General features: G+C 46.2%; 11 protein-coding genes. 9 read left to right on the forward strand and 2 right to left on the reverse strand.

Annotated features, from left to right (window positions below):
* The first annotated feature begins 91 nt into the window (after positions 1–91).
* The 3 genes from ACH33_RS02835 to ACH33_RS02845 all read left to right on the forward strand — a co-directional run bounded on the left by ACH33_RS02835 (position 92) and on the right by ACH33_RS02845 (position 3,378).
* Positions 92–868 carry an ABC transporter ATP-binding protein gene (locus tag ACH33_RS02835; protein ID WP_057897648.1) on the forward strand — a complete coding sequence of 259 codons (777 nt, stop codon included), beginning with the start codon at positions 92–94 and terminating at the stop codon, positions 866–868.
* Positions 869–891: 23 nt separating this feature from the next.
* Complete coding sequence (locus tag ACH33_RS02840) at positions 892–2,256, forward strand: FAD-binding oxidoreductase (protein ID WP_057897649.1); 1,365 nt, start codon at positions 892–894, stop codon at positions 2,254–2,256.
* Between the two features lie 69 nt (positions 2,257–2,325).
* Positions 2,326–3,378: an ABC transporter substrate-binding protein gene (locus ACH33_RS02845; RefSeq protein WP_057897650.1), complete on the forward strand. Its 1,053-nt coding sequence runs from the start codon at positions 2,326–2,328 to the stop codon at positions 3,376–3,378.
* Between the two features lie 46 nt (positions 3,379–3,424).
* Here ACH33_RS02845 and ytvI read toward each other — a convergent pair whose 3' ends face one another.
* A complete protein-coding gene (gene ytvI, locus ACH33_RS02850; RefSeq protein ID WP_057897651.1) occupies positions 3,425–4,459 on the reverse strand; it encodes a sporulation integral membrane protein YtvI in 1,035 nt (344 codons plus the stop codon).
* 588 nt (positions 4,460–5,047) lie between these two features.
* On the opposite strand from ytvI, the gene ACH33_RS20440 reads away from it, so the two are divergent.
* The 3 genes from ACH33_RS20440 to ACH33_RS02865 all read left to right on the forward strand — a co-directional run bounded on the left by ACH33_RS20440 (position 5,048) and on the right by ACH33_RS02865 (position 7,426).
* Complete coding sequence (locus tag ACH33_RS20440; protein ID WP_091260797.1) at positions 5,048–5,848, forward strand: N-acetylmuramoyl-L-alanine amidase; 801 nt, start codon at positions 5,048–5,050, stop codon at positions 5,846–5,848.
* Between the two features lie 107 nt (positions 5,849–5,955).
* Entirely contained in the window at positions 5,956–7,065 is a 1,110-nt protein-coding gene (gene mnmA, locus ACH33_RS02860) for a tRNA 2-thiouridine(34) synthase MnmA (RefSeq protein ID WP_057897652.1), read from the forward strand.
* 178 nt (positions 7,066–7,243) lie between these two features.
* Positions 7,244–7,426, forward strand: coding sequence for a PDDEXK family nuclease (locus ACH33_RS02865; protein WP_236781953.1), 183 nt, complete (start codon positions 7,244–7,246; stop codon positions 7,424–7,426).
* Between the two features lie 46 nt (positions 7,427–7,472).
* Here ACH33_RS02865 and acnA read toward each other — a convergent pair whose 3' ends face one another.
* Entirely contained in the window at positions 7,473–10,214 is a 2,742-nt protein-coding gene (gene acnA, locus ACH33_RS02870; RefSeq protein ID WP_082705862.1) for an aconitate hydratase AcnA, read from the reverse strand.
* Positions 10,215–10,364: 150 nt separating this feature from the next.
* Between acnA and ACH33_RS02875 the strand changes: the two genes are divergently transcribed.
* The 3 genes from ACH33_RS02875 (at position 10,365) to ACH33_RS02885 (ending at position 13,098) form a co-directional block, all read left to right on the forward strand.
* The gene (locus tag ACH33_RS02875) at positions 10,365–10,556 is read left to right on the forward strand and encodes a hypothetical protein (protein ID WP_057897654.1); all 192 of its coding nucleotides are present in this window, start codon (positions 10,365–10,367) and stop codon (positions 10,554–10,556) included.
* Positions 10,557–10,718: 162 nt separating this feature from the next.
* On the forward strand, positions 10,719–11,195 hold the full coding sequence (locus tag ACH33_RS02880) for a CcdC family protein (RefSeq protein ID WP_236781954.1): 477 nt from the start codon (positions 10,719–10,721) through the stop codon (positions 11,193–11,195).
* A 508-nt stretch (positions 11,196–11,703) separates the two neighbouring features.
* Complete coding sequence (locus tag ACH33_RS02885) at positions 11,704–13,098, forward strand: amino acid permease (RefSeq protein ID WP_236781955.1); 1,395 nt, start codon at positions 11,704–11,706, stop codon at positions 13,096–13,098.
* The last annotated feature ends 27 nt before the right edge of the window (positions 13,099–13,125 follow it).

Here is a 13,125-nt window from a genome sequence, read left to right on the forward strand (position 1 = left end):
GTTTAGTTATAATAGATGATGAGATGATGATAAGTGACACAAAAGAAGATCCAAAAAAGCAAAAGTGATGTATACAGAAAGGAGACAAGAAATGGTTATCGAGATTAAAAATGTGAGTTGGAAGCGGGAAAATAAATACATATTGAGAGATATTACATGGTCGGTAAAACCTGGAGAGCACTGGGTCATCATGGGATTAAACGGTTCCGGAAAGACTTCTTTGCTGAACATTATCAACGGCTACATGTGGCCGACTAAAGGCGAGATTCGCGTGCTCGGCAAAAAGTTCGGTGAATACGATTTGCGTAAACTTCGTCAGTTGATTGGCTGGGTCAGCTCTTCTATGCAGGAAAAGTTATATAAAAACGAAACGGTAGAAAATATCGTATTGAGTGGTAAAGTAGCTTCTATGGGGCTTTTATATGAAAAGCCACAAGAAGAAGACTATGAGAAGGCGTATCATTTGCTCGAACAGATGGGGTGCCGTGGTATGGAGAAACGCGTGTACGAGAGTTTATCTCAAGGGGAGAAGCAGCGCGTGTTAATCGCGCGGGCGCTGATGGCATCTCCGGCTCTGTTGATTCTTGATGAACCTGCCACGGGACTGGATATTTTTGCGCGTGAGCAATTATTGGATCGGGTACAGGAAATGGGCAGCCGACCGGGGGGACCAACGATGATTTATGTTTCTCATCATATCGAAGAAATTGTTCCGGTGTTCCAGCATGTGCTGTTATTGAAAGAAGGACAAGTATATGGAGCGGGCAGAACCGAAAGTTTGATGACGTCTGAAAACTTATCCCGTTTCTTTGGCACGAAAGTTGATGTGACATGGCGCAACGAGAGAGCCTGGATGCAGATGGCGTAAACTAGAAAAAAGGAGAGAATGAAGTGAATATTGTAGAAGCGTTAAAAGAGATAGTAGAGCCGGAGAGAGTCACTGCCAATCCGACGATGCTCGCGCAGCATAGCAAGGATGAATCCTATCATACGCCCAAGTTGCCTGACGCGGTGATTTTTCCGAAGACGACAGAAGAAGTAAGCCGCATTTTGAAATGGGCCAATGAGAACCGGGTACCGGTCGTGCCGTTCGGGATCGGTTCGGGATTAGAAGGGCAGGTTATTCCACAGCAGGGTGGGATTTCGCTTAGTTTTCAAATGATGAATAAGATTGTTGAAGTACGGCCACAAGATTTTCTCGTTCGCGTACAACCGGGGGTAACTAGGATGCAGTTAAATAAGGAACTGAAGAAATACGGGCTGTTCTTTTCTGTTGACCCGGGGGCGGATGCGACGATCGGCGGCATGGCCGCTACCAACGCAAGCGGAACAACAGCGGTACGATACGGTATTATGAGAGATCAAGTGCGCGATATGGAAGTAGTGCTGGCTGATGGCACAATGATACGTACCGGTAGCATGGCTGCTAAATCGTCTTCCGGTTACCATTTGAATGGGCTGTTTGTTGGTTCTGAAGGAACGTTGGGCGTATTCACAGAGATTACGCTTCGTCTATATGGTATTCCGGAAATGTCGGTGACGGCGAGGGCCAGTTTTCCAACCGTCGGCGACGCGGTGAGGACAGCGTGCGCCATCATGGGAGCGGCGATTCCTGTGGCGCGTATGGAGTTAGTGGACGGACAATCGGTGCGGCAGGTGAACATGTACAAAGGAACCGACTATCCGGAATGCGCGACGCTTTTCTTTGAATTTCATGGTAATGAGGCTGGATTGAAACACGATCTGGCGTTTGCAAGAGAATTGGCGGAGGAAAATGGGTGCGGGGGCTTTGTGTTTGAGACGGATTCGCTCAGGCAGGCGGCGCTCTGGGAAGCGCGTCATCATCTCGCATATGCGTTTCTTCATGGATATCCGGGTAAAAAGGCGATAACAACGGATGTATGTCTGCCCCTATCCGAACTGGCGGGCGCGATTGAACACGCGCGCGGGTTGCTGGAGAAAACAGGGATGGTAGGCGGTATTGTCGGCCATGTAGGCGACGGAAATTTTCATTCCTTGCTAATGATAGATCCGGATCAACCAGAGGAAATGCAGCAGGCGGAAGCGGTTAACGCCGAGATTGTGCGCTATGCACTAAGTCGCGGTGGTACCTGCACAGGCGAGCACGGCGTAGGACTTGGCAAGGCGAAATATCAGCGAATGGAGCACGGAAATGCGCTGGATGTTATGTATGCGGTAAAGCGTGCACTTGACCCGAATAACATTTTAAATCCAGGCAAGATTTTCGTATTTTAAAGTAATACAGAGTTAGTGTATAATAAATTATCTAAAAATATAAAAAAATCAAAAAGGGGGAGCCTAGGTATGAAACAGAGAGTACACGCGCTGGGAGTATGGATGCTACTTGTATGTTTCGCATTGGCCGCGTGTGGCGCACCGGCGTCGTCGGATAAGCAGCAGTCTGAATCCGGTGGAGAGACAGCCAGCCCGGCAAAAGAAAAGGTCAAAATTGGGATTACCCAGGTGATTGAGCATCCGGCGCTGGATGCGGCGCGGGAAGGATTCATTAAAGCATTGAAAGAAAACGGGTTTGCGGATGCGGACATTGATTATCAATCCGCGCAGGGCGATCCGAGCACCGTAGCCTCCATTGCGCAGAAGTTTGCGGCCGATAAAAAAGATGCTATTCTGGCGATTTCTACACCGAGCGCACAGGCAATGGTCAAAGCGACGCAGGGCACGGACATCCCGGTATTTTTCACGGCCATTACTGATCCGCTAAGCGCCAAATTGGTGGATAGTTTGGAGAAGCCGGGCAAAAACATAACTGGCTATTCCGATACTCATCCCGAGACGATTCATAAACTTATCCAACTTATTAAGGAACTGAAGCCGGATGCTAAAAAAGTAGGCATTATTTATAATTCTGGCGAGGCTAACTCCGTTGTAAACGTGGAGAATGCAAAAAAAGCGCTAACGAAAAATGGAATGCAGGCTGTGGAAGTAAATGCGAGCAATACGACGGAAGTAAAACAGGCGGCAGAATCGCTGGTTGGCAAAGCGGACGTTATTTATGTGCCGAAAGACAATACGGCGGTCGCCGCGTTAAAAACGATTGTCCAGGTAGCCGAGAAGCATAAAATTCCGCTATTTACCGGTGAAATGGATTCCGTGCGCAATGGCGGATTTGCCGGCTTCGGCGCCGATTATAAAGACCTTGGTTACCAAACGGGTTTGATGGCGGTGAAAGTATTGAAAGGTGAAGCCAAAGCGGGCGATTTGCCTGTCGGTTTCCCGAAAGAATTGAAGCTTGGCATCAATAAAGAAGCGGCGGCCAACGAAGGTATCGATCTTGAAAAAATCAAGCCGATTATCGAGAAGTATAATCCTGTTTATTTTGAAAAAACGGAGAAGTAATAAAAAGAAAGCAAAGGCGCCTGTGTCCGGCAGGCGCTTTTGCTTTTTAAAAATCGATTTTAAACTTAAGGAACCCGGCTTTGCGCAGCGATTCAAAGACAATGATGAGGGCGGGGCCGAGGATGAGCCCGATGAAGCCAAGCAGTTGGAATCCGACGTATAGGCTGATAAGCGCCGCCAAGGCGCTGATACCTAAACTTGAACCCAGAACTTTTGGCTCGATGATCCGGCGGATGATCGTAATGGCCACGAACAGAATAACCAGGCCGATGGCAAGGCGCGAATTGCCGACTGCAAAGCTGTATATCGCCCATGGTACTAAGAAAGAACCGGTACCGAGGATCGGCAAAAGATCCACGATGACAATAATAAGCGAAAGCAGGAGCGCGTATTTTACGCCCAGAATCATTAATCCGATAAGCGCGAGTATGTATGTGAGCAGGCTTAAAATGACCTGTGCGCGCAAAAAGCCGACCGTTGCGCGGAATAACTGGTTCATCACCAGCTCGACTTTTTCTCGTGCCGAGTCGGTAAATAAATTCAAGAAATTGCGGTGCAGGCGAGGAAGGTCAAGACTGATTAAAAACAGTGCCACGAGATAAATAATGGCCACGATGAAAAAGCCGGGAATGGCAGCCACGCCGCTCAGCACCACTTTTGTGATGGCAGTTGCGGCATTTGTCGCCGACGTTTTTAGCGCCTGTATCACATCCTGAATGGTATTAGTGGTATCAAACGGAAGGGAGATAGCATATGCTTCCCATTTCCACATATAATGCTCCAGAAATTCCATCACTTTAGAGGAGAGCTCAGGAAGTTTCCCCGCCAATTCTACGGTTTGTACCACAAGGATGGAGCCCAGACGGTATCCACCCAGTCCGAATATCGCAAAAAACAACAGAAACGTCAGTGTAACGGCAATCAGTCGATTTGCGTTTAGCGAACGCATAAAAAACTTAACAATTGGTTCTAGAAAAATCGCGGTGAATAGCGCGAGGATGAATGGTAGCGCATAAGGAATCAGAAACACTGCGATAGCAAGAATCAAAATCCAGAAAAAAGTTTTGCGAATGGTCGCCATCTTTTCTACTCCACTTCATGTAATTTTTTAGGTTTGCAATTTTCGGCTCCTTTATCTTCAATCATGCTTAGTCTGGCATTGGAAAGTTCCGTATTGTTAACAGTTTGTCCCTCAAACAGAGACTTGCTGTCATCAACTTTCTCAAAAAAGAGCAGAGGCGTCAAATCTTATGCTGCCGAGAGCGGGAAGCGAAACCGTGCTAAGTATACGGAATTCCATAATAATTGTAGCAATTCTATCCAATTGTTTAAAGGGCGTAAAGTACGCGTATCGTTTTTAGATCCTAAAAACAGTGAAGGCAAAAAGTTGGAATGCTGTTATAATTGCTATTCCCTGAAAGCCTTTACAGGATAGGATAAAGAAATAGGAAGACATTTTTGCATGAAGCTTTCTTTTGAATTGGAAATAGAGGGTCTCCATAGCCCGTTGTTTAAGTAAAAGGTTGTTTATATACCTATTTCGTTTATAGTTTATCCACATACTATATATGGAGAAGGATTTTAGCTTTTAAAAAATGGTATAGTTCGTTCCTTGAACCATAAAAGGTGAGGCGATAAGGAGCGAAGACAGTAAAGAAAGGGGAATTATATGGCCAAAGTGATTGTGATTGATCCGGGGCATGGAGGACTGGATCCAGGGGCAGTTGGAAACGGGTTGCAAGAAAAAGATGTAACGCTGGCTATCGCACAGCGCGCATCTTATTTTCTTCGCCAGTACGGAGCCGATGTGCGGCTTACCAGAGCCGGAGACAGAACGTTTAGCACGGATAAACACGCTGATCTAAACGCGCGGGCCGAGTTTGCTAATAACGCACAGGCAGCCTATTTTGTTTCGATTCATATTAATGCGGGTGGCGGTTCCGGGTTTGAAAGCTATGTGATGACGGGGATGGCTGACGAAGAAGCAGGAAGGCGCCAAAATATCATGCACCGTGAAGTGGCGGAAGCGTTTGAAAAAGCAGGTCTGCCAGACAGAGGAAAGAAAACGGCCAATTTTGCCGTGTTGCGTCTTACCAATATGCCGGCGATTCTTCTGGAATGTGGGTTTATCGACCGGGATGAAGACGCGACGTTATTAAGGAACCGAACTTTTATTGACAGCATAGCGGAAGCGATTGCGCGCGGCGCGGCCAAGGCAATGGGGATTTTCTCATCACCGCTCGTTGACAATCCGTCCCCTAATCAACCGCAGGTGATCAGCAAGTACTATAAAGACATTACGCCTGGCATGGAGTGGGCTGCGGCCAGCGTCGATAAGCTGTTTGAACGCGGCATTATGCGTGGAGATGGCCAGGGAAATTTTCGTCCATTTGATAAAATGACGAGGCTTGAAGCGGCGGTCGCGTTGAATCATGCGATAGAATATGTATTGAAGCAACTGGGTAGGTAACTTTTTCTTTGTGTTGTTTTTGGAAAGGTGAATTTGTTATCATAATAGACACTGGAGCAAACGATCTTTTTGCTTATGAATCAAAATGATAAGGAAGTTGATCATAGATGAACAAATCACCTGAAAACACCAGGGTTGTTGTGGGGATGTCAGGTGGCGTAGATTCTTCTGTCGCCGCCTTGCTGCTTAAACAGCAGGGATATGATGTCATTGGCATCTTCATGAAAAACTGGGACGATACCGATGAATTCGGTTATTGCACAGCAGAAGAGGACTATGAAGACGTGCGCCGGGTTTGCGGGCAAATCGGTATTCCGTACTACACTGTAAATTTTGAGAAAGAATACTGGGATAAGGTTTTCACGTATTTTCTAGATGAGTACAAAAAAGGCCGTACGCCGAACCCGGACGTAATGTGCAACAAAGAAATTAAATTCAAAGCATTTCTTGAGCACGCGATGGACTTAGGTGCGGATTATGTGGCGACCGGCCACTATGCACGTGTGGACTATCATGACGGGGAGTACCGTTTGCTGCGCGGTGTGGATCCGAAGAAAGACCAGACCTATTTTCTGAATCAGCTTGGACAGGCTCAGTTGTCGAAAACGATGTTTCCGCTTGGGGCTATGCATAAAACGGAAGTACGTGAAATTGCTCTAAAAGCGGGACTGGTGACGGCGAAGAAGAAGGACAGCACAGGTATTTGCTTTATCGGCGAGCGTAATTTTAAAGAGTTCCTTAGTTCCTATCTTCCAGCAAATCCGGGTGAAATTCGTTCCGTGGACGGTGAGCTGAAAGGCTATCACGACGGGCTGATGTATTATACGCTTGGCCAACGTCAGGGGTTAGGCATCGGTGGAGGCTCTGGAACGGGGGAACCCTGGTTTGTCGTGGATAAGGACGTAAAGAACAATATTTTGTACGTAGCACAGGGCGGCGACCACGAAATGCTGTACAGCGACGGTCTGGAAGCGACAGACGTTCACTGGGTGAGTGACCGCCAGAAGCCGGAAACGTTCCGCTGCACGGCGAAATTCCGCTATCGTCAGCCAGATCAAGGCGTAACTGTGCACCTGAAGCCGAACAATTGCTGTGAAGTTATTTTTGATGAGCCGCAGCGTGCGATTACGCCGGGACAGGCGGTTGTCTTCTATGATGGGGATACTTGCCTGGGCGGCGCGACGATCGATAAAGTGATTAGAAATAACGAAGTATAACATAGGTAGAAAAAAGAAGCTGTACAGCGCGAAATGCCGTACAGCTTCTTTGCGTTTGACTCGAAGATTTTTCACAGTAAATTCCAATATGTTACAATAAAAGAAAAGTAGTGGCAGGTGAGCGAATATAAGTTTGCCGATGCATGATCTAGAACATAAATACACCTATCATGATTATTTGAATTGGTCGGATGATAAAAAGTGGGAGTTAATTGATGGTGTACCTTATGCGATGAGTCTAGCACCTTTGACAAAACATCAGTGGATATCACGTGAGTTGCTTGTGGAGTTTGGGAACTATTTACGTGATAAGTCAGCAGAGAAAAACGAGTGCAGCGTTCGCACTCGTTTTTTTAGCTAGTAGATTTGGAAATTGTTTTTGTTAGGACGATGTTAATAAGCGATCCTCAAGATGGGGAAGGCACAGTGTCTTCCGTGCCGCCAATCAGCTTGCGCAACACCATCTGGAGAATACCATGATGCTTATAATAATCAATTTCCACTTCCGTATCAAGACGCATCATACAGCTAAACGTAAATGTGCTGCCGTCCGGGCGGGTCGCTTGTATTTCAATTGTCTGTCTTGGTTTGATGTTATTATTCAGGTTCGGAATCGCAAACGTTTCTTCTCCGGTAATGCCCAATTCGCTTGCTCCCTTACCTTCCGGGAATTGAAGCGGTAGTACGCCCATACAAACGAGGTTGGTGCGGTGAATCCGCTCAAAGCTTTCAGCGATGACAGCTTTCACGCCGAGCAACAGCGTACCTTTGGCAGCCCAGTCTCGTGAACTTCCTGTTCCGTATTCTTGGCCTGCGATAATTATAAGCGGCGTGCCATCGGCTTGGTATTTCATCGCTGCGTCATAAATGGACATCACTTCACCTGTCGGGAAGTACGTAGTAACTCCGCCTTCGGTTCCCGGAGCGAGCTGGTTGCGGATGCGGATGTTGGCGAACGTTCCCCGCATCATTACCTCATGATTTCCGCGCCGTGAGCCGTACGAGTTGAAATCACGTACTTCCACGCCTTTTTCTTGCAGGTATTGTCCTGCCGGGCTATCTGGCTTGATGGCACCGGCTGGAGAAATATGGTCGGTTGTCACTGAGTCTCCAAGCAGCGCCAGCAGGCGAGCGCCCGCAATCGGTTTAATATCGGGGACTTCAAGCGAGAAGTCTGTAAAGAAAGGCGGTGACTGGATGTACGTAGAGTCTTTGTCCCAGTTATAAATCTGATCGGTAGAGACGGGGATTTCGTTCCATTGCTTGTTGAACGCATGCACGTTGTTATATTTTTCACGGTACATCTCCGGCGTGATAATGGAAGACATAATTTGTCGTACTTCTTCTTCACTTGGCCAAATATCGCGCAAGTATACAGGCTCCCCGCTGTCGTTATGTCCAATCGGATCGTTATATAAATCAATGTCGAATGTGCCGGCCAACGCATAGGCGACGACAAGCGGAGGTGAGGCCAGATAGTTTGCTTTAACGAGCGGATGAATCCGGCCTTCAAAATTCCGGTTTCCGCTAAGTACGGATGTAACAGTCATGTCGTTTTCGGCAATGGCTTTGGCCACCTCTGGAATGAGCGGACCACTGTTGCCGATGCAGGTGGTGCATCCGTAGCCGACCGTATTGAAGCCAAGCTGGTCAAGATATGGAGTGAGCCCAGCATCGTCGAGATACTGGGTTACGACACGCGAACCAGGAGCGAGGCTGGCTTTGACATTCGGATTGCGGCGCAATCCTTTTTCCACCGCTTTCTTTGCTAGAAGTCCAGCGCCGATCATCACGGAAGGATTGGACGTGTTGGTACAGCTCGTAATGGCTGCGATAACAACGGAACCGGTTCGGAGCGGAGCTTTGGTACCATCCGGATACGTAACCATGACTTCTTGTTCGATTTTTTCGTTGGACAGGCCGAAACCGCCTTCTTTAATAGGCTGGCGTAGCACTTTGTGAAATTCTTCTTTCATATTCGTTAGATCAATACGATCTTGCGGGCGTTTTGGCCCGGCCAGCGTAGGCACTACAGTGCTTAAATCGAGCGAGATCACTTCTGAATAGGCTGGGTTTTGCATGTTATTTGTCCGAAATAGTCCCTGGGCTTTCGTATAGTTCTCCACTAAAGTGATTTGTTCCTCGGAACGTCCGGTTGTGCGCAGATATTGCAGCGTCTGCTCGTCGATCGGGAAGTAACCCACCGTAGCTCCGTATTCTGGAGCCATGTTAGCGATCGTTGCCCTGTCTTCCAGCGTCATGGAGCTTAAGCCGCTACCAAAAAACTCGACGAATTTACCGACAACTCCTTTTTTGCGGAGGATGTTGGTTACGGTAAGCGCTAGGTCGGTAGCGGTTGCTCCTTCCGGCAGTTTTCCTGTTAGCTCGAAGCCGACAACCTGAGGCAGAAGGAAGTAAAGCGGTTGGCCGAGCATTGCCGCTTCTGCTTCGATGCCTCCGACACCCCAGCCAAGAACCCCAAGCCCGTTAATCATTGTGGTGTGTGAGTCGGTTCCCACCAGTGAGTCCGGGAATGCTTCCACGCCGTTTTCCTTTTCTTTCTGCGTGACAACGGAAGCTAGATATTCCAGATTTACCTGATGAACGATGCCGACAGACGGGGGGACAGCCCGGAAGTTCGTAAATGCTTGGGTAGCCCAGCGCAGGAATTTGTAGCGCTCATGGTTGCGCTCGAATTCTTTTTGCATATTGAAATTGAGCGCAGTATTGGAGCCTGCCTGATCCACTTGCACAGAGTGGTCAATTACGAGGTCAACAGGGATGAGCGGATTGATTTTTTCCGGAGCAAGCCCTAGACGGGAGACCGCATCTCTCATGGAAGCTAAGTCCACTACAGCAGGAACGCCTGTGAAGTCTTGTAGAATGACGCGCGCTGGTATAAAAGGAATTTCAAACATTTCTTCCGGTTTGGGCGCAGGATTCCAATTGGCGATACGTCTTATGTGTTCTTCTGTAATGGCCCTGTTGTCCATTGTGCGGAGCGCTGATTCCAGCAGAACTTTGATGGAAAATGGCAGCGCTGAAACATTTCCTATTCCTTTTTCTTCAAGCGTTTGTAAACGATAATAGTACTGGCCGCTGTCAAGGCGTGCGCGGCACATTTCGCGCAGCGTCTGGCTGGTAGTCATAAGCAGCGTCCTCCTTTTTTATCCAGATTTTTACGCTTCTTTTAGTATGCGCCATTCACTTTGAGATATGAGGGACAAGGAGATGTATAAACAGGATCGATTTTTCTATCCTAAAAACTGTAGGATAAACTTCTTTGAGGAGGATGTAAAATGAAGCAACATATCGATCCGCGCGAGAAAAAGGACATGTCGTTTCTGGAGGACGTAGCTGAAGGTATGGATCGTATGATGGATGAAGGTGGCGGAGTCGTGGATGAAACATTGACGTTCGAAACGCCAGTTCAGCGCAATAATTTGGTCGATGTTGACCAATCTGAACAGAACGAACAGAGCTATGAATAGAAGGCAGGAAGAAAAGCTGCAATCCGGAAGGTTGCAGCTTGCTTTATGATTAGGTAAATATAACATTTAATTTACCTAATTAGTTTTGTATAATAAAAAAAGGTAAGCAATATACTATGCAGTGGGTGAGGAATTACTTGGAAAGGGATGATACCTGTGAGTATGACGATTATAAGTACAGCTATAGGATTGCTTATGGCAACGGTGGTGTTTATGATTCGTATGAGAGTGTCGAAAAAGCCGGCTTCGCTTAGGAAAATCATTTTACCGCCCTTTTTTATGAGCACAGGTTTCACAATGTTTTTGTATCCGCCCATGCATGTGCATATAAGCTATGCGTTGCTTGCGTTTTTCGTGGGAACGCTGTTGTCATACCCGTTAATTATGACATCACGATTTGAGGTAGTTGGTAATGACATTTATCTGAAGCGTTCCAAAGCGTTTATTTTTATTCTTTTCGGGTTGGTTGCGCTGCGGCTGGCGCTGAAGTCATATGTTGGTATGTATATAAGTGTAACGGAAACAGCCGGCCTATTCTTCATTCTAGCATTCGGTATGATTGTTCCGTGGCGTATCGCAATGTGCTTTGAATATTTGAGGTTACAACGGACATTGGATGAAGATAGTATCTTAACATAAAAAGCCGCTTGATTCGTAAGCGGTTTTTTATGTTGGAGAAAAGCAAGGGTGTTGATTAACCATCACAGTTGACTTGATAAATCGACATGGACATGCAAAATAATTTTTCGACTTTGAAAATATTTTGCACAAAATGAAAAATATTTTTGCGCACGGTTCATACCCATTTTCAGAGAAAAAACATTTGGATAAAAATAGAAAATGAATAATTTGTGAATAACATAAAAATTCCATCGGTATCATTTGTGAGCTTCATTTTGAAAAAGCAAAGAAGTAATAAGTATAATATAATTTTGTATTTTCCGAAAATATTTTTTCTTAATTTTTATTGTGAATAGTTATTCAGTTGGATTTGTTTTTAAGTCATTTTCTGTTTAGATAGAGAAAGGGCGAAAAAAAGTGGTATGTCTTTTGCTTTTTATATGGGCCATATAAAAGGTAAGCAACAAAGAAAGCGAGGAGCAGTATGGCGAGCTTTAATCACGAAAACAATCAATTACAGCGTTCAATGAAAAGCAGACATTTATTTATGATAGCCCTTGGCGGCGTTATCGGAACGGGATTGTTTCTCGGCTCAGGTTTTACCCTTAACCAGGCAGGACCGGGGGGAGCCGTGTTGGCTTATCTGGTTGGCGGTTTTGTTATGTATTTGGTTATGTTATGTTTAGGAGAACTTGCGGTAGCAATGCCTGTAGCGGGTTCGTTCCAGGATTATGCTACTCGTTTTATTGGGCCTGGAACCGGGTTCACGATCGGATGGATGTATTGGCTGGGCTGGGCGACAACAGTTGGACTTGAGCTTACGTCCTCAGGCATTTTGATGAAAAGGTGGTTTCCGGATGTTTCAGTATGGGTCTGGTGTGTAGTATTTGGTACGATGTTGTTTTTATTGAATGCGTTTTCTGCACGGAGTTTTGCGGAAACGGAATTTTGGTTTGCCGGTATTAAAGTGGTAGCGATTCTCATGTTTATCATTCTTGGTGGAGCCGCTATGTTTGGTTTGATTGATATGAAAGGAAGCGAAACGGCTCCTATGTTTAGCAACTTCTTTAGTGACGGTGGACTGTTTCCGCACGGGGTATTAGCTGTATTGTTAACCATGGTAACTGTCAACTTCTCGTTTCAGGGAACAGAATTAATCGGGATTGCCTCCGGCGAAAGTGAAAGTCCAGATAAAACGATTCCAAAAGCGATTAGAAATACGGTATGGCGTACGATTGTTTTCTTCGTAGCGGCAATCGTTGTACTTGCGGGGCTTATTCCATGGAAAGAGGCGGGCGTTGTTGAAAGTCCATTCGTGGTTGTTTTTGACAAGATCGGAATTCCGTATGCGGCTGATCTGATGAATTTTGTCGTTTTAACAGCCTTGTTGTCTGTAGCGAATTCTGGATTGTATACGACGACGCGGATGCTTTGGGCTTTGTCGCGGAACGGTATGGCAAGTCCGGCGTTAGCAAGAGTGACAGCTAAAGGAATTCCGTTGAACGCGCTGATCATAAGCTTAGGGGTTGCGGGCTTGTCGCTTTTGACAAGCGTATTCGCGGAAGGAACTGTGTATAACTGGCTTCTTTCTATTTCCGGAATGACGGCCATTCTGGCTTGGATGGCAATCGCTGCTTCACAGTTCATCTTCAGAAAGCGTTTTCTTCAAGCTGGCGGGGATATTCGCGATCTGAAATTTCGAACGCCACTTTATCCGATAGTTCCTATCTTGGCGTTTTCTCTTAATGCGATTGCGCTGCTTAGTCTTATTTTTATTCCTGAACAGCGTATGGCGTTATATTGCGGTATTCCTTTTATGCTCCTTTGCTATCTTTATTACAATCTATGCGTAAAGAAAAAACTGCAGAAAAATGATGTGGATATGAAAGTGTATGAAGATAAAGATGTGGTTTCCATGTAAACATTGGAAGCATTTTTGATAATCAAT

Source organism: Aneurinibacillus sp. XH2, assembly GCF_001439585.2.
Classification (GTDB): domain Bacteria; phylum Bacillota; class Bacilli; order Aneurinibacillales; family Aneurinibacillaceae; genus Aneurinibacillus; species Aneurinibacillus thermoaerophilus.